The following is a 19924-nucleotide window of genomic DNA, read 5'->3' as shown; positions in this document are numbered from 1 at the left end:
TTCTTTTGCTTTTCATGTCGTCAATCTGGAAGCGTGATTATTCGCGGCTGTTCGTGTAAATCAGAACAAGGCGAATCAGCTCGAGCAGCGACATGAGCGCTGCGGCTACATAGGTCAGCGCGGCGGCATTGAGGACCTTGCCTACACCGCGTTCCTCGTCTCTGGCGATGAAACCTTCTGCCACCATCACTTGGCGAGCGCGGTTGCTTGCGTTGAACTCGACCGGCAGTGTCACCAACTGGAAGGCGACAGCCGCGGAGAAGAAGATAACGCCGAGGCCGATCAGGTTCGTAGCGGCAAAGATGATGCCGGCGATGAACAGGAACGGTGCGAGGCCCGATGCGAAGCGTACGATCGGGAACATCCGGTGGCGCAGCACAAGCGCAGGATAGTGCTGTTGGTGCTGGATGGCGTGACCGACCTCGTGGCAGGCGACGGATACGGCGGCGATGGAGCTTTCGTAATAGACCGGCTCCGACAGCCGTACGACCCGTTGTACGGGGTCGTAATGGTCCGATAGCGTGCCTTGGACCGGTTCGATCGGAACGTCGTGAAGGCCGTTGCGGTCGAGCATTCGTCGTGCTGCCTCATAACCGGTCAAGCCGGTAGAGGTACGAACCTCGGACCATTTATTGAAGGTGCCCTTCACGCGAAACTGCGCCCAGAGTGACAGAAGGAATGCGGGAATGATCAAGATGTACATCCAGTTGGCGTTCATATGCATCTACCTCCGTGGCGTAATTTCCTCTTAAACGTACGTACGCGAGGCTACATAAAGTTTCCCTTGTTCAATAGAAGAAGAAGCGCTTCAATGACCGCGGCCGTCTGCGGCGTGATTGTCTTGAACAGGCGTTTGGCTTGACCCGGTTTGAGCTGCTCAAGTACCGGTTCGAGCTCCTTTACTTCCCGTTCCAGTTGGGAGAGGTGGCTCGACAGGTCGGCAATCTTGCGGTTCACCTGTTCGCTGGGCGATACGCGGCTGAGGGCTGTGAACATCTCCTTGATCTCTTCGAGGGAAAACTTTTGCGCCTTCAGTTGTTCAATACGTTTAATTCGTTCAAGCGTTTCATCATTATATAGGCGATAATTGCCGTCCGAGCGCTTGGCGGCAGAGAGCAGGCCGAGGCCGGTATAATAATCGATGGTTCGCGGGCTGACGCCGGACAATCGGGACAGTTCTCCGATCCGGTACAAATTGCGAGGCGGTTCCGCGGCTCCGTGTCGCATGAGTCTATCCCCTTTCTTATAATCGGTATGCGTTTATCATACCCAATCCCAAACCGTACAGTCAAACGTAATGCTTGTGACGAAATGATGTAGGACTAATTATGCAGGAATGCTGAAAATAATTCTCCTGATATATACAGGATGCTGAAGTTCATTCTCCTGACAGGAATAGTGACGCGTAATGAAGCTGCCATCTCTTTTTATGAACAGTCGACAAATCCTTATATGTAAGGTTATAGCCGTGCGGATACGGGGGTTAATACGTATATGCGATTTAATCCTTAACATTAAAATGATATTTCAGGTTTTATGTCAGATATATTAAGGAAAGTCCGAACTTTTATTCGAAATTCTTATTGTCAAATCGGGATCTACTAACTATAATGACATTAAGGCTTTCTTAAAATGTTATGAAACATTACATGTTGGGGAGTGGTCGTATTGTTGAAGAAAAGTTTGCTCGGTTTAGGCGCATTGCTGCTATTATTCCCAACGATGGCTTTCGCAGCGGATGGTGATCCGTCCGCAGCAACGCTGAATATGGGTCTAAATGCACTTTGGATCCTGGTTGCCGCCATTCTCGTTCTGCTCATGCAAGGCGGATTCATCCTGCTCGAGACCGGCTCCACGCGCATGAAAAATGCCGGCCATGTTGCCGGTAAGACGATCTTTACGGTAGGCCTGGCTTCTCTGGTATACTGGGCGGTAGGTTATGGAATTACTTTCGGCGGCGATGCCGGCGAAGGCTTGAACAAGTTCATGGGAATCGGCAATTTCTTCTTCGATCCATCCATCTTGGCGGGCGATGGCGACGCTTATCCCTCGACGATATTCTTCGTCTTCCAGCTGGCGTTCGCGGCCGTATCGCTCTCGATCGCATGGGGCGGCTTCGCGGAGCGCGCCAAGCTGTCCGTGTACCTGATCTTTACGATTGTTTTCGCAGCGGTTATTTATCCGATCATCGCGCACTGGATCTGGGGCGGCGGCTGGTTGGCAGCCGACGGCGCGCAAGACTATGCCGGCTCTACCGTCGTTCACTTGACCGGCGCGATGGCCGCTCTCGCAGCGACCATTCTGCTCAAGCCGCGGATCGGCAAGTTCAACAAAGACGGCTCAGCGAACGAAATTCTCGGTCATAATCAAGTATTCACTTCTCTGTCCGTATTGCTCCTGTGGGTCGGCTGGTTCGGCTTTAATGCCGGCAGCGCGGTGTCCGTAGGCGAAGGCTTCTTCGGATACGTCGCTTTTACCACTCAGCTTGGCGCAGCCGGCGGCGCGGTATCCGCGCTCCTGATCTCCTGGCTGTTGAAGGGCAAAGCCGACATTCCTTCGATGCTGAACGGTGCGCTGGGCGGCCTGGTTGCAATCACTGCGTCTTGCGCATTCGTTGAGCCTTGGGCAGCAGTCGTCATTGGTCTTATTGCAGGCGTGCTTGTGGTCTTGAGTGCGCAATTTTTCGAAAAGATGCGCATAGACGACCCGATCTCCGCGATGTCCGTGCATGGCGCGGCGGGCGTTTGGGGTACGCTGGCCAACGGCCTGTTCGCAACCCAAAAGCTCGTCGATCAAGTCGGCGTAGGTAAGGCCGGTCTGTTCTACGGCGGCGGCGGCGAACAACTGTGGGTACAATTCCTTTCCGTCGTCGTTTGCGGCGCTTTCGCCTTCGCAGGATCGTTTATCGTGCTGTGGGTCATTAAGCAAGTGAGCGGTCTGCGCGTCACCGAAGAGCAAGAGATCATCGGTCTCGACCTGTCCGAGCACGGCACTTATGGCTACCCGGAAGCGCTGAAGCGTGCAGGCACGAACACGACAGCGCTCTGACCGATAATCTCATCAGTCTCATCCACTTTAGCATCGACGTCCCGACAGGAGGTAGGACCGCATTGTCCCAGATGGACTTGGCACAGCGGTTGCTTGAAATTAACGGTGCGGGCACACTGCAGCAATTGCGGACGATCCGGGAAGAGGTGCAAGAGCGCGTGAGCGCGCTCTTGCATGAAGAGCTTCGGATCGTCCCGGTCGTCGAAGCGCTGAACGAACTGCACGACGCTTTAATCCGCCGGGTGTTGACGCTGGCGGAGCAAGATACGGCACGGATGGGGCTCGTCGCCCCGCCCGTGCCGTATGCCTATTTCTTATTCGGGAGCGGGGGAAGGGGCGAGCAGACGCTAGCGAGCGACCAGGACAGCGGTCTGGTCTATGGCGACTGCCTCAATCCGGAGGAGGCCGAACTCGCCGCGGCATACTTCGGCGCGCTTGGCTCCCGGATCGTCGCTTCTTTGTTCGAGATCGGTTATCCGCCTTGCGAAGGCAATGTCATCGTCTCGAATCCCGAATGGTGCCTTCCGATCTCGGTTTGGGAGGAGAAGGTTGACCGCTGGTTCGAGGAGCCCAGCTGGGAACATGTTCGATATTTGCTGATCCTGGCTGATGCGCGACTATTGGCCGGCGACGCCGAGCTTGGAAGCAGATGGAAGGGCCGCTACATCGGCGACATGATGTCGCATGCAGACATCGCCAGACGTATGCTTGAAAACACGCTTCGGCATAAGGTGCTGATTGGCGTATTCGGTCAGCTCTTCGTGGAGAATTACGGGGAAAACGCGGGAAGTCTGGATATTAAGTACGGTGCATATATTCCGATGGTCAATATTTTTCGCTTGCTGGCCATGCGTGCCGATATTCCCGCGACGAGCACGCTCGGCCGCATTCAAGCGCTTAGGGAGCTCGGGGCGATAAGCGGCGAAACGGCCGATGAAGCGGCTTGGGCATTCGAGGTATTGTTGCGTCTTCGGTTGCTTGCTTCGGGCCGGGATGACAGCGGACAGTGGGCCGGCAGCGGCAAGCTTAGAGCCGCGCTGTTGGATAAGGAAGAGAAAGCTCCGCTCAAGAAGGCGCTGCGGATCAGCAGGCGGCTGCAGCGCCATCTGGAGAAGGAGATGCAACGCCGCTTCGGCGGGAGGTGAATGGCATGAAGGAGCCCAAAAGTCCGATGGGCCGCATGTGGCATTTATACAAAACGGGCGGCATCACGCCGGCAATCGCTTCGATGCTGGGATCTTCCAATGCGCAGCAAATGGCATTCATCCGGCAACTATCGCGCGATCAACGCAAGGAATCGGCTTTGGATACGCCTTTGTCGGAAATGGAGGCAGTCGTGTTCGACTTGGAGACGACCGGCTTCAATCCGTACAACGGCGACGAGATTCTCTCCATAGGAGGGGTCTTGATCAAGGGGGGCGAGCTGGAGGCTGCCGAGCCGTTCTATCGTCTCGTGAATCCGCGCAGAAAGATTCCGCCGCATATTGCCGAGCTGACCGGGATTACGGACGCGATGGCGCAAGACGCTCCTGATCTTATGCAGGGACTTCACGACTTCCTCGACTTCATCGGAAAGCGAGTGTTGATCGCACACGGGAGCGGCCACGACAAGCAATTCCTGAACGCAGCGTTGTGGAAGACGTCCAAGGTCAATCTATCCCATCGCGTCGTCGACACGATGATGGTCGCCAAGTGGCTGGAGCCGCGGCGCAAAAGCTACGGTCTTGACGAGCTGCTGGAAAGCTACGGGATCGAGATCACGTATCGTCATCATGCACTCCACGACTCCTTAATGACGGCCAAGCTGTGGTTCGCGTTCCTCGAGTTAATTCAGGCCAAGCAGGTATCGACGCTCGGAGATTTGTACGCCTATCTTAGCAGGCATTAAAGGACGTACAGCTTGAGCCGGGTCCAAGCGCCGTCATCGTTCAGCCCGAATACGCGGATATCTGTCGAAGGTTGAATGCCGACGATCAAGTAGCATCCGAAGCCGTCCCATCCGCGGAGATCGCTATCGCTAGGCAACGGCGGACTGGACGGATGGGAATGGAAAAAGCCGATGATTTGTTGTCGGCTTTTTTGCGCTGCGTATGCGGCTCTTATCCAGGAGCCAGGCTCGAAGGCGAAGGCGTTAGCTGGATTTACGGCTGCATTCTGAATAAAAAGGAAATCGGAGATGACAAAGACCGCTTCGTGATAAGCTCCCAGCAGCGCGCCGCAGGCTTCGAACGGAAGTGTCAGGCGGCAGCCTTCTGTAAGTGCTTGAAGCAGCGACTTGCTTATTTGGACTTCTTTCGGCAAGTGCATCGGACCCAGCCTTTCTTCATGGTGCAGTAGAGTCAGTATGCGCGAGCGGGAGGGCACTTGCAATGGCGAAGGCCAAGGGGATGGCACGAATCTGCCGAATCCGTTAAGATGGAAGGAGCGATCTAGGCGAAGCGAGGAGAAGGAATTGAAGCGTAACGTAATCATTGTGGTCATTTTTATTGTAGCGATTGCAGGCGTGTTGGTCTATAATCTGGCCGGAGACGGGAAAGGCACAAGTGAGGCGGAAAATGGCTCGGCGGTGTCTCAGAATGGTGGTTCTCCTACGAAGGAGGCGCCGACAGTAGGATCGTTAGCGCCTTCGTTAAAGTTGTCATCCCTGGACGAGCGTACAACATACGAGGTTGATTCCAAGGCGCCGCAGGACAAGGTGCTAGTGATCAACTTTTGGGCTTCGTGGTGCGGGCCTTGCGATGTCGAAGCGCCGGATCTGGTGAAGCTATACGAGGAGTACAAAGGGAAAATCGAGTTGTACGGGGTCAATGCGACCAAATACGATACGGTAAGAGGCGCGAAGGATTTTGTCAAAGAAAAAGCGATTCCGTTCCCCGTGCTGATGGATAAAGACGGCAAGGTAGGAGACGAATATAAGGTGTTCTCTTACCCGATCAGCTTTATCGTGGATCGTAAAGGCGTCGTCCGGCAGCGGATCGAAGGGGCCAGGAGCTTAAAGGAATGGCGAACAATGATCGACGAGGCGATGAAGGAAGCGGCTTAGTCTGGACTCGCTAGCTCGAACTGCAGTCAACATGCGATACATCATGCAATACATCATGAATATAGAAACCGTTCTTCCATAAATGGGTGCTCGACGCCTCCGTTTTATGGAGAAACGGTTTTTTTGTTAATCATGCAGGAGCCGCCACTACGCCTACAACTAAACTGCCAAGAGACGCCCTCGCGAGGGTGAGTCTGCGCTTTCGTGCACCATATTGATGCATCTGCCGGGCTTGGTTTTACTGACGGGTCAGCTATCGCCGACTGACGAATACGTGCTTGAATTTAAGAGGTAGGCCGGCCGATTTAGATGCATGAAAAAAGAGATGAGGCAGAATATACGATGCCTCATCTCTTATCGAGCCGTATCAGTGATTAATCAGGCCGAGCGCCTCGCGCGGCGCTGCGGGGGAGAAGTCGCTCTGCGCCATGCCGAGCAGCGCGTAGCGGATGCTGTCGATGAGCGCTTCCCAACTCGCCTCGATGACGTTGGAGGAGACGCCGACCGTGCTCCAGCTGTCCTTGAAGTCCGTCGATTCGATGAGCACGCGGACCTTCGCGGCTGTCGTCTCTTTTTCGTCCAGCACGCGGACCTTGTAGTCGGACAAGTGAATGTCCTGGATGCCAGGGAAGTACTGGGAGAGCGCCTTGCGAAGCGCATTGTCCAGCGCGTTGACCGGGCCGTTGCCCTCGGCTGCCGTGTACACCTGCTGCCCGCCGACGTTAAGCTTAACGATCGCTTCGGTCTGCGCGCCTGCTTTGGATTTCTCGACGAGAATCTTGAACGATTCGACGGAGAATACATCGACGATATCGGTATATGCCTCTCGAAGCAGAAGTTCCAGCGATGCGTCGGCACCTTCGAACTGATAGCCCTCATGCTCGAGCTGCTTGATTTTTTCGATCACGCCTTTGGCTTTGGCGCTGTCCGTGGACACGTCGAGACCCATTTCCTGGGCTTTGGACAAAATGTTGCTCTGGCCGGCGAGCTCGGAGACGAGTACGCGCTGCTTGTTGCCGACAAGCTCCGGTGCGATATGCTCATAGGTCTTCGAATCCTTCAAGATCGCCGATACGTGGATACCGCCTTTGTGAGCGAACGCCGCCGTGCCGACGTAAGGTTGGTTGACCGGAAGCATGACATTCGCGATCTCGCCCACGTAACGCGCTACGGACGTAAGGGAGCGAAGCTGCTCGTCGGACACGACCGGATAGCCGAGCTTGAGCTGAAGCGTCGGGATAATGGAACAAAGGTTGGCGTTGCCGCAGCGCTCGCCGTAGCCGTTGATCGTCCCTTGGATCTGGCGCGCGCCTGCAGCGACGGCAGCCAGCGTATTGGCCACGGCAAGCTCGCAGTCATTGTGCGTATGGATGCCGATGGGCGCATGGACTTGAGCCGTGACGCTCGATACGATCTCCGAGATCTCGCTAGGCAGCGTCCCTCCGTTCGTATCGCACAGCACGATCCAGTCGGCACCCGCTTCGCGGGCGCGCGTCAGCGCCGCCAGGGCATATTCCGGATTCGCCTTGTAGCCGTCGAAGAAATGCTCCGAATCGAAAATGGCTTCGAGCCCGTGGCGCTTCAGAAAGGCGATCGATTCGCCGATCATGGCCAGGTTTTCCTCGAGCGTCGTCTGCAGTGCCGTATGAACATGGAAGTCCCAAGTCTTGCCGACTAGCGTCGCCGCCTTCGCGCCGGACTCGATGAGGTTGCGCAGATTGCCGTCCTGCTCGCAGAAGCTGTTCTTGCGGCGCGTGCTGCCGAACGCGGTCAGCTTGGCGTTAAGATTAAGCTCGCGAGCGCGCTTGAAGAACTCGATGTCTTTGCTGTTACTGCCCGGATTGCCGCCTTCAATATAATGAATGCCCAGCGCGTCGAGCTTCAGGGCGATCTTGAGCTTGTCCTCGGCTGTAAGGCTGATGCCTTCCCCCTGGGTGCCGTCGCGAAGCGTCGTATCGAAAATGCTGATGGATTGGGTCATGGATGAGGGTACCTCCCAAGAACGTAAATAGCCAGTCGGCGAATATTCTAACTATTATAACATGCGATGCCCCAATTGTAGAGGGAGGAATGACGGATGGGCGGGGCTGCCGGAAAGCCGCGGAGTGACCGCTGAGGCTACAAGTATTATAATGAAGGAAGCCGAAATACGCGCGAGGAGAATGAGCGAGATGGATGGCGGGGTCCGTGAAAAACGCGGTAGGATCATATTGCACATGGACATGAACGCCTTTTATTGCTCGGTCCATGCGGCGGAACAACCCGAATTATATAAAGGAAAGCCGACGGCAGTCGCCGGAAGCGTGGAGCTGCGCAAAGGGATTGTCGTGACGAGCTCCTATGAAGCGAGGGCCAGAGGCGTCAAGACGGGAATGACGGTAAGGCAGGCCGAACGGGCATGTCCCGAGCTGATCCTCATCTCGCCGGACTTCGATCTCTACAGGCATTATTCTCGCGGCTTCCGGCGCATCGCCGGCGCCTACACGCCGCAAATCGAGTCCGTGTCGATCGACGAGTGCTTTCTCGACATTACCGGCAGCTCACAGTTCGGCACCGCGATCGAGATCGCCGAATCGATCCGGCGCAGGGTGAAGGAGGAGCTTGGGCTGCCGTGTTCCATCGGCATCGGACCGAACAAGCTGCTTGCCAAGATGGGCTCCGATATGCGCAAGCCCGACGCAGTCACCGTTGTGCGACGGCGGGACGTGCCCCAGTTGTTATGGGGCAAGCCCTGCCAAACGTTGTATGGAATCGGCGGCAAAACGGCGGAGAAGCTATTAAGGATGAACATCCGAACAATCGGCGAGCTGGCCGCCGCGGACGAGAAGCTGCTGAAGGACAAATTCGGCGTTTACGGATCTTGGATGAAGCGGGCTGCGCACGGACAGGACGACTCGCCGGTCGAATCGGTGCGCGAAGCGGCCAAGTCCGTCGGCCATACGACGACGCTTCCGGCCGATCTGACAAAGCGAGAAGAGTTCCGCCGCGTTCTGCTGAACCTCGCGGATCAGACCGCGCGGCGGCTCAGGCGGGAAGGCATGATGTGCAGGGCCGTGCAGATTACGATCCGGGATCCGGATATGAAAACGATCACGCGCTCCCACACGGTCGATGTGCCGACCGAGAATGCCGAGGACGTCTATAAAGTCGCTTGCAAGCTTATGGACGCGAATTGGCGCGAAGGGGAGCCGGTACGTCTGCTTGGCATCACGCTGCAGAGCCTTTCGCCAAAAACGGAGACGCCAGTCCAGCTCGATCTTTTTGAATATGAGGAAACGCCGAAAAAGGCGGAGCTCATCTCCGTACTCGACCGACTGCGGGACAAATTCGGCGAGAGCGCGGTGCTCACGGCAGGCATGCTGACCAATGATCCGTCGGCCTTGATTCGCAACAAAAAAGTAAGGGGAACGTCCCTTCAAACCGACTTTTTGCGGGAGAAGCCAGACGGCGAATAACGTCGCTATAAGCCGAAGCTATAGCCCGGTATTCCTTATTTTTATTTGAAAGTCGCGGTCTTTTGTATTATATTTGGATTTAAACAACGAACGTTTCCGCGTATGGCAGGCGGGATTGACTTTTTAGGAGGCTTATCATATTATGGCTAAATTTACGTATGTCGATAAAGACACTTGCATCGCGTGCGGCGCTTGCGGCGCCACCGCCCCCGATATTTACGATTACGACGACGAGGGATTGGCGGAAGTCATCTACAAGGGTGACGCCAACCGCGGCACGACCGAGATTCCCGAGGAATTGTACGACGATCTCCAAGACGCTTCGGACGGCTGCCCGACGGATTCGATCCAAATTGCCGACGAGCCGTTTAACATGTAGTCGCGATTCCTCGCGCAAATCACATCAACCTTCCCGATTGCCTGCTGGCAAGGGAAGGTTTTTTTGCGACCTTTTTTGACAAAATTTGAACAATCTCTCCCCGGATTCAAGTATACTAGCTATGGAATGTCGATCGAATCGCAAAGGACAGGGGAACCGTGAGAGAGAAAATTAAAAGATTGGCTATCGCGATGAACGTGTTGCTGTTGATCGCCTTGTTTTTCGCGCACAACGAGCGGTGGCTTGGCCGCCTCGACAACATGCTTTACGACTACAATATGAAACAAGCGGCGGGCAAGCCGCCCAAAGATGTCGTCGTGGTCGCGATCGACAACGACTCGTTGGCTGAGCTTGGACGGTTCCCGTGGGATCGGGCCGTCTATGCGCCTTTTCTCGATATGCTGAACCAGCCGGGCAGCGAACCGAAGGCGATCGGCTTTGATATTACGTTTAACGAAGAGACGAATGCGGACAGCGATCAAGCGTTCTCGGATGCGCTTGCCGCTTACGACAATGTCATCCTGCCCGTTATCGGGGAGACGGAAGGCGACGTCTTCGGCGAGACCGTAGCAAGGCCCGACGCCTTGCTTAAGGCCTATCGTATGGACGGCCCGCTGCCGCAGTTCGCGGAGCATGCCAAGCTTGCGAACATCAACCGGGTTGCGAGTCCGGACGGCGTCATCCGTCAGACCTGGCTCAAGATTCAAGACGAGAACGGTACGGTCTATCCTTCGCTTGCCTACATGGCGGCGGGAATGGCCGGCGCGGACCTGTCCGCTTACGACAAGATGACCGATCCCGGCAAAATTTTCGAAAAAAACAACGCGGTCGCCAAAAACACAATCACGATCGACTACCTGTTGAACACGGAGGACGTTACGACCGTATCGTTCAGCCGGGTGCTCAATGGCGAGATCGATCCGAGCGTCTTCAAGGATTCGGTCGTGCTGGTCGGCTTTACGGCCGTCGGACTATCCGACGATTCGGGTCAGGACAGCGGGACGACGCCGATCGAAAAGAAAATGCAGCTCGTCTACGTGCACGCCAACATCGTGAACCAGCTGCTTAGCGGCACTTCGGTCGGTTATGCGCCGACATGGACGATCTGGCTGGGCGGACTCGTGCTGTTCCTTCTATTTATATTGCTGCCGTGGCGACTCAAAAACATCTACTCGATCCTGCTGTACCTCGCGGCGGCGTCAGGACTGGTTTACGGCCAGATGCTTGCGTACGGCGCCTATAAGATTCAAATCGGCGTTGCGGACGCCATTCTCGCGGTCACGCTTGCCTACCTGACTAACGTATCGCTCAAGTCGTATCTGGAAAGCGCGCAGAAGCATTTCGTCACGCGGCAGTTCGGCCGCTACATATCGCCCGATCTGGTCAAGCAGATCGTCTCTCAGGATATCGACATCAAGCTTGGCGGCGACTCGAAGACGATCACCATATTGTTTCTGGACATCCGGGGCTTTACGCCGCTGTCCGAGAAGCTCTCGCCGCCCGAATTGGTCGACACGCTGAACACGATGTTCAATATGATCACCGAGACGACGCTCGCCAACAGGGGCACGATCGACAAGTTTATCGGGGACGCTGCTATGATTTTGTTTAACGCGCCGCTCGACGTCGAAGACCATGAACGGCTTGCGGTGAAGACGGCATACGAGATTCAACAGGGAATGAACGCGATCAGACAGACGATCCGGGAAAAGTACGGCTGCGAGGTCAACGTCGGCATCGGCATTCATACCGGCACCGTCGTCGTCGGCAATATCGGCTCCTATCTGCGCGTGGACTACACGGCGATCGGGGACAACGTGAACATCGCGGCGCGGATCGAATCGCAGACGAAGCCCGGTCAGATTATGGTGTCAGACGCCGTATATGCGAAAACGGCCGACTATTTCCGGTTTGACGATGGCGAGGACCGGATGTTCAAGGGCAAATCGCTGCCGATTCGCGTATACGAGCTGCTCGGCGTCGCGGGAGAGTCAGCACCGACAATTGCTGCTCCAAAAGCCGATTCGAACGCGATTTAGTGACTTTTGTCGGATTTTCCCGACATTAAGCTTCTATAAAATAGAAATTAACGGATTTACGAGATCGAGTAGCCTATGAAGGAGAATGAAAATGAAAGCATGGAATCGCAAAACAGCCGGCGCCGCTGCGGCGCTCGCACTCAGCCTGAGCGTGCCCGGAGCCGCGTTCGCGGCAGATACGGGCTGGCTTCAATCGGGCGGCCTCTACGAGATTCGTACCTGGGCAGGCCAGTCCGAATGGGGAAGCCAGGACGGCCCGCTCGCAGGGGCGACGCTGTTCAAGCCGCACTCGGTCGCCGTTCGTGCAGACGGAAGCCTGGCCGTGTCGGATAGCGGGAACCATCTGATCCGTATGCTTGCTGAGAATGCGTTGTCTACCTATGCGGGGCACTTCTCCGGATCCGACGAAGGCGGCTTGCCGACGGGTTCCTATCACGACGACCTGTCGGATCGCGCGCTGTTCGACCAGCCGCTTGGCATCGTCTTCGATGCGGCAGGCAACGCCTACGTCGCGGACGCGGGCAACAATGCAATCCGCAAGATCGGGGCGGACGGCAAAGTGACGACGCTGGCCGGCAGCGGCCTGGTCGGTTCGGCCGACGGAAAGGGCAGCGCCGCTTCGTTCTATGCGCCGTCCGATGTCGCCGTCGACTCGGCGGGCAACGTTTACGTGGCGGATACGCTGAATCACGCGATCCGCAAGATCGCGGCGGACGGCACCGTCACGACGCTGAACGCACTATCGACGCGCGTCGGCCAATATCTGCCGGGCGCGGCAGAGAGCTTCGGCGACTATGCGGACGGCCCGCTCGCGGCGGCCAAGTTTAACGAGCCGAGCGGACTTGCGCTCGACGCCAAAGGCAATCTGTACGTGAGCGACCGCGGCAATCAGCGCATTCGCTATATCGACTTCGCTGCCGGCACGGTCACCACGATTGCCGGGACGGCGCCGGCGCTCGGTGCCGACAGCCCTTATGCCGATGGCGATTATCTGGACGGCGCAGCCGCGGCAGCGCGCTTCGACGCGCCCGAAGGCCTCGCGATCGCGCCGGACGGGACGCTTATTATCGCGGATAGCTTGAATCATGTCGTGCGGCTGCTCAAGGACGGCAAAGTGACGACGCTGGCCGGCGAAGCGACGGAGCCTGGAGCGGTCGACGGCGTGCTCTACGCGGCGCAGTTCGACCATCCGACCGATGTCGCCGTCCTGCCGGACGGCAGCCTTGCGATTGCGGACGAATCGGGCAACAAAATCCGGCGGCTCGAAAAGTACGCGGGAGCGGCGGGGCTGAAAAAGGACGGCGCGATCAAGACGCTGCTGAACGGCTCGCAGCTGGGATCGGACAAGCCTGCGTTCGTATCCGGCGGCGCGACGTATTTGCCGCTTCGGGCTGTCGGCCAGGCGACAGGCTTTACGGTGACATACGACGCCAAGACCAAGTCGGGCAAGCTGAGCAAAGGCGATGTCGTCTATGCTGTGACGAACGGACAAAAAAAGGTCTCCAAAAGCAGCGGCGGCGTAAAGTCCGATCTCACGCTTAATGCCGCTCCGGTGCTCAAGGACGGCAGCTTCTACGTGCCGGTCCGCTTTTTCGCCACGGAGGGCGATCTCGACATTCAATGGGATGCTTCCGTACAAACCGTCATCATCCGCAGCAAGACATTCTAATCGAAATGGCTCATCGGGACCGTTCGGAGCGCTTGCCGCTGCCGGACGGTTCTTTTTTTGAAGAGTAGATAAGCCTCCATTCGCGGGCAGGTTAGTGTGTTTTGGTGTGCCGGCGCTCATCGGGGTTTGGGTTGGCCGGCCTCAAAACCTACATTTGTACAGGTATTTTCTGCCGGCTCGCGACAGTTGATGAAATGCCTGCAAATATGCAGGTAAATTCAAAGCGCATGCCTGAAATGGGGCTGATGGCAGAAAATAACTGCCTTTTGGCATCTATTTTGCACAAAAAGGACGATATTAGCAAAAAAAACTGTATATTCGCAGGCTTTAAAGCAGAGGAAAAAACGCGGCGACATCAGAAAAGAAGCTGTATATTCGCAGGCTTTAAAGCAGAGGAAAAAACGCGGCGACATCAGAAAAAAGGATGTATATTCGCAGGCGTTGCGGCGAAAAAACGACGCTGGCGGCGATATGCCGGCCCGTCGGAGGGTCGATTATTCGCCAGGTCTAACGCGAAGGCGTCGTCGGGCCGACATTAACGATAGCGGCTACAAGCGGGAGGGAAAAGGAATGTCCAAAGACGATCGTCTTGAAGAGCAGATTAATCAGTTCTACGAGCTCGGGCCGGACGTGCACGATGCGCTCCCGATCAAGGATTATTTGCTCAAGCACGAGAACAACCAGATGGCCTGGTATTTGCTCGGCAAGCAGTACCTTTCCCGCGGCCAGGAGGCCAAGGCGAACTATTGTTTTGCGCAAGCCGGCCCTGTTTACGAGGCGTTCGAGTCGAAAAAAAGTCCGCAGCTGAATGCGGGGGAGTACGCCGCTACACAGGCCAATACCGCCAAAAATGGCGCCGTCCGCAGGCGCCGTGCCGGTTGGTTGGCCGCGGCAGCCGGCGCGGCTTTGCTTGCGCTGGGCGTGTTGGCGTACGCGGAGCGGGCGGCTGCGCCGGATAAGGCGGCGCTCGCGAGCGGCGATCTAACCGGCACGGCTGTTCAGGCGGGAGCAGGGCCTTCGCAAGGCCAGGCTTCGCTTTCGCCGGATCATGCGAACGACGGAAAAAACGGAACGGCCGCACAGGGCGGCGGGTCGGCGAAGACCGCAGGCCTGATGGCGGCGGCGGCCGACCGGGATGGCGAAGGGCAGGCTATACTTGGAAATTTGCTCACCGCACAAGACCAGCCAGGCCCTTCGCTGCTGTTCAAGTCGCCGCGGCTTGGCAAATGGATCGACTGGGTAAAGGCAGGCGCGCCGATCGCACAGGTCAATGCGTCTGCCAATAAGGCAGCGGGGAGCGTCGATTGGTACGATTCCGGCTGGTGTCCGTGCGGCACTGCGCAGGATGCCAAGCCGACAACGGCGCGGATCGCGGCTTGGAAGCCGCTGCAGGAGAGCAAGCTTGTGCTGCGGTCGGCGATGATCGCCTACAAGCAGCGCACGGGCAAGTGGCCGACTTCGCCCAAGGATCTGGCGGCAGCATACCCCGCCAACACCATGTCGGGCTGGAATGCCGAGCAGACGGCATGGTTTGGCGAGCTGTCTGCGGCGCTCACGGCCAAGAACGCGCCGGCGGGCGCACGGGCGGGATGGCCCAATGAGACGGGACCGGCCGCAGGCAACGGAGCGCCGGCGGGCACGCTGGCATCGCTTGCCGAGCAGCCGATCGAGATCGTCATCGACAAGACGAGACATCGCCTGGCGGTGATCAGCGGCGGCGTACTGCTGCGCAATTATGAAGTCGGGCTTGGCGCGAAGGATACGCCGACGCCGGAAGGAAGCTTCGTCATTACGGAAAAAGTAAGAAATCCGAACGGCAGCGCGACGGGAGCGTTCGGAAGCAGAGGGATGACGCTGTCAAACACGCTATATGCGATCCATGGCACGGATGAGCCGACGAGCGTGGGCAAGGACGAGTCGCACGGCTGCGCGAGGATGAACAGGGAAGACGTCGAGGAGTTGTTCGATCTGGTGCAGATCGGCACGAAGGTGACGATAAGCAAAGGGGGGCTGCCCGTCGAGCTGCGTGCGCCGGAAAAGCGCTTCAAGCTGAAGCCCGCGCAGAACGAGACCAACCCCTCCAAAAAATACGAATGGCTGAATTGACGGTTGCTCCCTATGGATTGACGATCAGGAGGACGGCCACCGCAATGACGATGACGCCAAAAATGGTACCCGCGATGATGATCCCGCGCTTGTTGACCTGCTCCTTGACCTCAGGTTTGCGGTGAATCGGTGCTTGTTTTTTTGGCGCGCTCATGGGAATCAACCTTTCCAATTTACATAATCGACATATGCTACTATTGTAAACGCTTGATCTTTAAAACGCCAGATGAAACGGGCGCTCGCGAGGGCGATATTCCCTTTTCTTTTGGCGCAGAAAAGGCTAAACTGATACGCGAGGGTTTTATGCGGCTTTTCCGTTTGACGCCGCGATTTGAAAGGATGCTGAAACGCTTGTATAAGTGGGTTAAACCCCTGTTTTTCAAAATGGATCCCGAAGACGCCCACCACCTCGTGGTTGACGGCATGGGCGCCGCTTCCCGGATCCCGGGCGTGCCGTCCCTGTTATCCGGCATATGGGGAGTCTCGGATTCGCCGGAGCTGGCCGTCGATCTGCTCGGCTTCCAGTTCCGTCATCCCGTCGGACTCGCGGCGGGACTCGACAAAAACGCGAAGGCCGTCCGCGGCTTCGGCAGCGTCGGCCTGTCGTTCCTTGAGGTCGGAACGGTGACGCCCAAGGGGCAGCCGGGCAATGACCGTCCCCGCTTGTTTCGGCTTCCGCCGGACGAGGCACTCATTAACCGGATGGGCTTCAACAACGAAGGCGCCGACGCGATGGCGGAGCGGCTCGCGCGGCTTGGCAAGCGCAAGGTTCCTCTGGCTGTGAACATCGGCAAAAACAAGGCGACGCCGAACGAAGAAGCGGCCTCCGATTACCGGGCTTGTCTGGCCAAGCTGTATCCTTACGGCGATCTGTTCGTCGTCAATATCAGCTCGCCCAACACGCCGGATCTGCGGGCGCTGCAGCACGGCGACGAGCTGCGCGATTTGCTGGCCGCGGTCAAGGGCGAGATGGAGACCCAGTCCGCCGCGCGCGGCGAGCTGCCTAAGCCGATCCTCGTCAAGCTCGCACCGGACAACGACGAGGAGCAGCTCTCGTATATGGCGCAAGCGATCGTGGAGAGCGGCATCTCCGGCATCATCGCCACCAATACGACGATCGGCCGGGAAGGGCTGACGCACGGGAACAAGACGGAGACGGGCGGCCTGAGCGGACGCCCGCTCACGCAGCGTTCCACCGAAGTGATCCGCTCCCTCTATCGCATGACCGAAGGCCGGCTGCCCATCGTCGGCTCGGGCGGCATTTTCACGGCCCAGGACGCCTACGACAAGATTCGCGCCGGCGCGTCTTTGGTGGAGGTTTACACCTCGCTGATTTACAAGGGTCCGGGCGTGTTTAAGGAGATCGCGGAAGGTCTGAAGCGTCTGCTCAAGCAGGACGGATTCACCCGGATCACCCAGGCGATCGGCGCCGATCACCGGCGTTGAAGGCGACTGCGGCGGCATCCGCTCGCAAGTAACACGATAGCGCGGCAATGCGGCAGGAAAGGATGCGTAGACGTATGGACGGAAGAGACTGGAGCAAGTTCCTGTTGCCCTACCAGCAGGCCGTAGAGGAGCTTAAGATCAAGCTGAAGTCGCTGCGCACCGAGCTGAAGGCCCGCGACGAATACGCGCCGATCGAGTTCGTGACCGGCAGGGTCAAGCGGATCTCGAGCATCCTGGAAAAGGCGAAGCGGCTCAGCGTTCCGATCGACCAGATCGAGACGGGCATCGAGGATATCGCGGGCATTCGCATCATGTGCCAGTTCGTGGAGGATATTCACAGAGTTGCGGACATGATCCGCATCCGCAAGGACCTGCGGCTCGTCTACGAGAAGGATTATATTACGAATTATAAAGACAGCGGCTACCGGAGCTACCACATCATCGTCGAATATCCGGTGCAGACGTCGCTGGGCTCGATGCCGGTGCTTGCGGAGATTCAGATTCGCACGCTCGCGATGAATTTCTGGGCGACGATCGAGCATTCGCTGAACTATAAATACCGCGAGCAGCTGCCGGAGCACGTCAGAGAGCGGCTGCGCAAAGCCGCCGAAGCCGCCTTTGCCCTCGACCGCGAGATGTCGAGCATCCGACAGGAGATCGTGGATGCCCAGCAGGACTTCGAGGAGAAGTCGGGCATCGTGCGCAAGGTGCTCAACGATATCCAGGGTCTGTACTTCTTCCGTCGCGTCCGCGAGGCCGCGCAGTTCCAGCTGCGGTTCAACGAGCTATGGGAGCAGGAGGATATGTGGGCGCTGGCGGAGCTGTCGCAGGAGATTCAAGCCGCGCTCGCCCGGGCGGGCAAGAACAGCACCCAGTAACGGCTGGCGGGTTCCAGCCGGCGGCAAGCTTGAGGGGCTCTCCCGCGGTGTGCGACGGGCGGGCAGGCTGCCGCCGGTCGTCCATGGCCGAGCAAGGCTTAAAGAGCGTTCGGGCCGGCTGGCATGCGGCCCGAAACGCTCTCTTTTTTATATGGGAAATGACGGAAATGCTGCTCCGACAGGCGGAGAGAAGGAGGCGGCGATGGCGCTGCCGAAGGAATACGTGAATCAGATGCGCGAGCTGCTCGGCGAGGAAGCGGCGGACTTTCTGGCCAGTTATGCCGAGCCCAAGAAGACGGCGATCAGACTGAACGGGCTGAAGCTCGAATCGAGCGGCTCCGGCGAAGCGGAAGCGGTTGTAGACAAGCCTTCCGCGGGACAGTCGTTCGTTCAGGGCAAAGATCCGGTGCCATGGGCGGCAGGCGCTTATTATACGGAGGAGTCCGAGCGCCCCGGCAAGCATCCTTATTATTACGCCGGTCTCTACTATATTCAAGAGCCGAGCGCGATGCTGCCCGCCGAGCTGCTCGATCCGCAGCCGGGGCAGCGTGTCCTGGATCTGTGCGCGGCGCCCGGCGGCAAGTCGACGCAGCTGGCTGCCAAGCTTCGCGGCACGGGCTTGCTCGTGACGAACGATCTGGCAACCGAGCGCACGAAGGCGCTGGCCAAAAATATTGAACGGGCGGGCATCGGCTGCGCTGTCGTCACGAACGAGTCGCCTGCGAAGCTCGCGGCCGCGTTCGGTGCGACATTCGACCGGGTACTTGTGGACGCGCCGTGCTCCGGCGAAGGGATGTTCCGCAAGGACGAGGACATGGTCCGGCAGTGGGACGCGGATGCCCCGGCCAGATACGCGGCCATGCAGGACGAGATCATGCGGGAGGCGGCCAGATTGGTCGCGCCGGGCGGACGACTCGTATACGCCACCTGTACGTTTTCCCCCGTGGAAAACGAGGGGACGATCGCCCGATTTTTAGCCGCGCACCCGGACTTTGAGGTCGTGGCGACGGAATGGCCTGCGGATTGGGGCTTCGCGCCGGGAAGACCCGAGTGGCTGAAGCCGGAGGAAGCCGCGGCGCTCGGTCCTGGCCGTGCGGCGCGCTTGGCCGGGACGGTAAGGCTGTGGCCGCATCGCGTGCGCGGCGAAGGCCATTTTGCCGCGCTGCTCGAACGGGCGGCTCCGCCAGGCATGGCGGTGTCCGAACCTTCGAGCGAGCGCGAGCCGGCTGGAACCGTAGCCGCTGAAAGTCAGAAGGCGGGCGGTAAAGCGGGCGGCTCGTCGATCAAGGATACGAAACGCGGCAAGCGGACGACAACGGATCTACGTGGAGCCAACGCAAGCGGGCACGGACGTCCGACAAGTCTTCATAACCGCGCGGGCGGCGAATCCGATACAGTCGCGCGGTTTGAGGCTTTTTTGCGGGAATGCCTTCCTGGCTGGACGCCGCCCGGAACGATCCGGATCAAGGGCGACCGCGTGTACGCCGTCTCCGAGCTGGCGGGGGATATGCAGGGGCTGCGCCTCGTGCGCGGAGGCTGGCTGCTCGGCCTGGCGACCAAGCACCGGTTCGAGCCTTCCCAAGCGCTTGCCATGGGGCTTAAGCCGCACCAGGTCGCACTCTGCCTGCAGCTCGCGGGCGAGGACGAGGATGCGATCCGGTATTTAAAGGGAGAGACGCTGCAGCCGGCTCCCGTGAAGGTCATCGGTCTAAACGGCGAGCCGACGGACAAGCGAGGGTGGACGCTGGTTTGCCTGGACGGTTATCCGCTCGGATGGGGCCGATGGGACGGAATGACGCTAAAAAACGAGCTGCTGCCGGGATGGCGGCGGGTGTAGCCCATTCCTTGACGGAAACGAAGG

Annotated in this window: 18 protein-coding genes; 13 read left to right on the top strand and 5 right to left on the bottom strand. The window is 58.1% G+C overall.

Translation table 11 applies throughout. The features are described 5' to 3' along the window. Nucleotides 1-37 precede the first annotated feature (37 nt). On the bottom strand, nt 38-718 hold the full coding sequence (locus tag ACFSR7_RS10640; protein ID WP_378161297.1) for a zinc metallopeptidase: 681 nt from the start codon (nt 716-718) through the stop codon (nt 38-40). A 50-nt stretch (nt 719-768) separates the two neighbouring features. Continuing rightward, nucleotides 769-1227 (bottom strand): MerR family transcriptional regulator, encoded by a 459-nt coding sequence (locus tag ACFSR7_RS10635; protein ID WP_378161295.1) that lies wholly within the window; start codon nt 1225-1227, stop codon nt 769-771. A 441-nt stretch (nt 1228-1668) separates the two neighbouring features. Here ACFSR7_RS10635 and ACFSR7_RS10630 point away from each other — a divergent pair, with 441 nt between their 5' ends. The 3 genes from ACFSR7_RS10630 (at nt 1669) to ACFSR7_RS10620 (ending at nt 4936) form a co-directional block, all read left to right on the top strand. Further along, nucleotides 1669-3048: an ammonium transporter gene (locus tag ACFSR7_RS10630; protein WP_378161293.1), complete on the top strand. Its 1380-nt coding sequence runs from the start codon at nt 1669-1671 to the stop codon at nt 3046-3048. A gap of 71 nt (nt 3049-3119) precedes the next feature. Continuing rightward, on the top strand, nt 3120-4193 hold the full coding sequence (locus ACFSR7_RS10625; RefSeq protein WP_378161893.1) for a DUF294 nucleotidyltransferase-like domain-containing protein: 1074 nt from the start codon (nt 3120-3122) through the stop codon (nt 4191-4193). A gap of 5 nt (nt 4194-4198) precedes the next feature. Then, the gene (locus ACFSR7_RS10620; RefSeq protein WP_378161291.1) at nt 4199-4936 is read left to right on the top strand and encodes an exonuclease domain-containing protein; all 738 of its coding nucleotides are present in this window, start codon (nt 4199-4201) and stop codon (nt 4934-4936) included. Here the strand turns inward: ACFSR7_RS10620 and ACFSR7_RS10615 are convergent. Next, nucleotides 4933-5355: a M67 family metallopeptidase gene (locus ACFSR7_RS10615; protein ID WP_378161289.1), complete on the bottom strand. Its 423-nt coding sequence runs from the start codon at nt 5353-5355 to the stop codon at nt 4933-4935. The genes ACFSR7_RS10620 and ACFSR7_RS10615 overlap by 4 nt on opposite strands. Before the next feature lie 145 nt (nt 5356-5500). Here ACFSR7_RS10615 and ACFSR7_RS10610 point away from each other — a divergent pair, with 145 nt between their 5' ends. Then, complete coding sequence (locus ACFSR7_RS10610; RefSeq protein WP_378161287.1) at nt 5501-6091, top strand: TlpA family protein disulfide reductase; 591 nt, start codon at nt 5501-5503, stop codon at nt 6089-6091. Nucleotides 6092-6458: 367 nt separating this feature from the next. On the opposite strand, the gene cimA is transcribed toward ACFSR7_RS10610, so the two are convergent. Beyond that, nucleotides 6459-8072, bottom strand: a complete 1614-nt coding sequence (gene cimA, locus ACFSR7_RS10605; protein ID WP_378161285.1) for a citramalate synthase — start codon at nt 8070-8072, stop codon at nt 6459-6461. 190 nt (nt 8073-8262) lie between these two features. On the opposite strand from cimA, the gene ACFSR7_RS10600 reads away from it, so the two are divergent. From ACFSR7_RS10600 to ACFSR7_RS10575, 6 genes are all read left to right on the top strand, one after another. Further along, the gene (locus tag ACFSR7_RS10600) at nt 8263-9546 is read left to right on the top strand and encodes a DNA polymerase IV (RefSeq protein ID WP_378161283.1); all 1284 of its coding nucleotides are present in this window, start codon (nt 8263-8265) and stop codon (nt 9544-9546) included. 142 nt (nt 9547-9688) lie between these two features. Continuing rightward, nucleotides 9689-9925: a ferredoxin gene (locus ACFSR7_RS10595; protein WP_090115658.1), complete on the top strand. Its 237-nt coding sequence runs from the start codon at nt 9689-9691 to the stop codon at nt 9923-9925. A 158-nt stretch (nt 9926-10083) separates the two neighbouring features. Continuing rightward, entirely contained in the window at nt 10084-11964 is a 1881-nt protein-coding gene (locus ACFSR7_RS10590; RefSeq protein WP_378161281.1) for a CHASE2 domain-containing protein, read from the top strand. A gap of 91 nt (nt 11965-12055) precedes the next feature. Then, a complete protein-coding gene (locus ACFSR7_RS10585) occupies nt 12056-13633 on the top strand; it encodes a stalk domain-containing protein (protein ID WP_378161279.1) in 1578 nt (525 codons plus the stop codon). 131 nt (nt 13634-13764) lie between these two features. Next, nucleotides 13765-14172 carry a hypothetical protein gene (locus ACFSR7_RS10580; protein ID WP_378161277.1) on the top strand — a complete coding sequence of 136 codons (408 nt, stop codon included), beginning with the start codon at nt 13765-13767 and terminating at the stop codon, nt 14170-14172. Between the two features lie 31 nt (nt 14173-14203). Beyond that, the gene (locus tag ACFSR7_RS10575; RefSeq protein WP_378161275.1) at nt 14204-15739 is read left to right on the top strand and encodes a L,D-transpeptidase; all 1536 of its coding nucleotides are present in this window, start codon (nt 14204-14206) and stop codon (nt 15737-15739) included. Nucleotides 15740-15749: 10 nt separating this feature from the next. On the opposite strand, the gene ACFSR7_RS10570 is transcribed toward ACFSR7_RS10575, so the two are convergent. Beyond that, the gene (locus tag ACFSR7_RS10570) at nt 15750-15893 is read right to left on the bottom strand and encodes a hypothetical protein (protein WP_378120823.1); all 144 of its coding nucleotides are present in this window, start codon (nt 15891-15893) and stop codon (nt 15750-15752) included. 185 nt (nt 15894-16078) lie between these two features. Between ACFSR7_RS10570 and ACFSR7_RS10565 the strand changes: the two genes are divergently transcribed. The 3 genes from ACFSR7_RS10565 (at nt 16079) to ACFSR7_RS10555 (ending at nt 19900) form a co-directional block, all read left to right on the top strand. Next, complete coding sequence (locus ACFSR7_RS10565; protein ID WP_378161273.1) at nt 16079-17185, top strand: quinone-dependent dihydroorotate dehydrogenase; 1107 nt, start codon at nt 16079-16081, stop codon at nt 17183-17185. A gap of 74 nt (nt 17186-17259) precedes the next feature. After that, nucleotides 17260-18063: a GTP diphosphokinase gene (gene yjbM, locus ACFSR7_RS10560; protein ID WP_378161271.1), complete on the top strand. Its 804-nt coding sequence runs from the start codon at nt 17260-17262 to the stop codon at nt 18061-18063. A 202-nt stretch (nt 18064-18265) separates the two neighbouring features. Next, a complete protein-coding gene (locus ACFSR7_RS10555; RefSeq protein WP_378161269.1) occupies nt 18266-19900 on the top strand; it encodes an RsmB/NOP family class I SAM-dependent RNA methyltransferase in 1635 nt (544 codons plus the stop codon). The last annotated feature ends 24 nt before the right edge of the window (nt 19901-19924 follow it).

Source organism: Cohnella sp. GCM10020058 (assembly GCF_042683485.1).
In the GTDB taxonomy this organism is placed as follows: domain Bacteria; phylum Bacillota; class Bacilli; order Paenibacillales; family Paenibacillaceae; genus Cohnella.
This window is presented reverse-complemented; position numbering and strand designations above follow the sequence as displayed.

Bases quoted from the DNA above. Each gene is read 5' to 3' on its own strand.
- ACFSR7_RS10640 (WP_378161297.1), bottom strand. From the start codon at position 718: ATGAACGCCAACTGGATGTACATCTTGATCATTCCCGCATTCCTTCTG.
- ACFSR7_RS10635 (WP_378161295.1), bottom strand. From the start codon at position 1,227: ATGCGACACGGAGCCGCGGAACCGCCTCGCAATTTGTACCGGATCGGA.
- ACFSR7_RS10625 (WP_378161893.1), top strand. From the start codon at position 3,120: ATGGACTTGGCACAGCGGTTGCTTGAAATTAACGGTGCGGGCACACTG.
- ACFSR7_RS10620 (WP_378161291.1), top strand. From the start codon at position 4,199: ATGAAGGAGCCCAAAAGTCCGATGGGCCGCATGTGGCATTTATACAAA.
- ACFSR7_RS10615 (WP_378161289.1), bottom strand. From the start codon at position 5,355: ATGCACTTGCCGAAAGAAGTCCAAATAAGCAAGTCGCTGCTTCAAGCA.
- cimA (WP_378161285.1), bottom strand. From the start codon at position 8,072: ATGACCCAATCCATCAGCATTTTCGATACGACGCTTCGCGACGGCACC.
- ACFSR7_RS10600 (WP_378161283.1), top strand. From the start codon at position 8,263: ATGGATGGCGGGGTCCGTGAAAAACGCGGTAGGATCATATTGCACATG.
- ACFSR7_RS10595 (WP_090115658.1), top strand. From the start codon at position 9,689: ATGGCTAAATTTACGTATGTCGATAAAGACACTTGCATCGCGTGCGGC.
- ACFSR7_RS10585 (WP_378161279.1), top strand. From the start codon at position 12,056: ATGAAAGCATGGAATCGCAAAACAGCCGGCGCCGCTGCGGCGCTCGCA.
- ACFSR7_RS10575 (WP_378161275.1), top strand. From the start codon at position 14,204: ATGTCCAAAGACGATCGTCTTGAAGAGCAGATTAATCAGTTCTACGAG.
- ACFSR7_RS10570 (WP_378120823.1), bottom strand. From the start codon at position 15,893: ATGAGCGCGCCAAAAAAACAAGCACCGATTCACCGCAAACCTGAGGTC.
- ACFSR7_RS10565 (WP_378161273.1), top strand. From the start codon at position 16,079: ATGCTGAAACGCTTGTATAAGTGGGTTAAACCCCTGTTTTTCAAAATG.
- yjbM (WP_378161271.1), top strand. From the start codon at position 17,260: ATGGACGGAAGAGACTGGAGCAAGTTCCTGTTGCCCTACCAGCAGGCC.
- ACFSR7_RS10555 (WP_378161269.1), top strand. From the start codon at position 18,266: ATGGCGCTGCCGAAGGAATACGTGAATCAGATGCGCGAGCTGCTCGGC.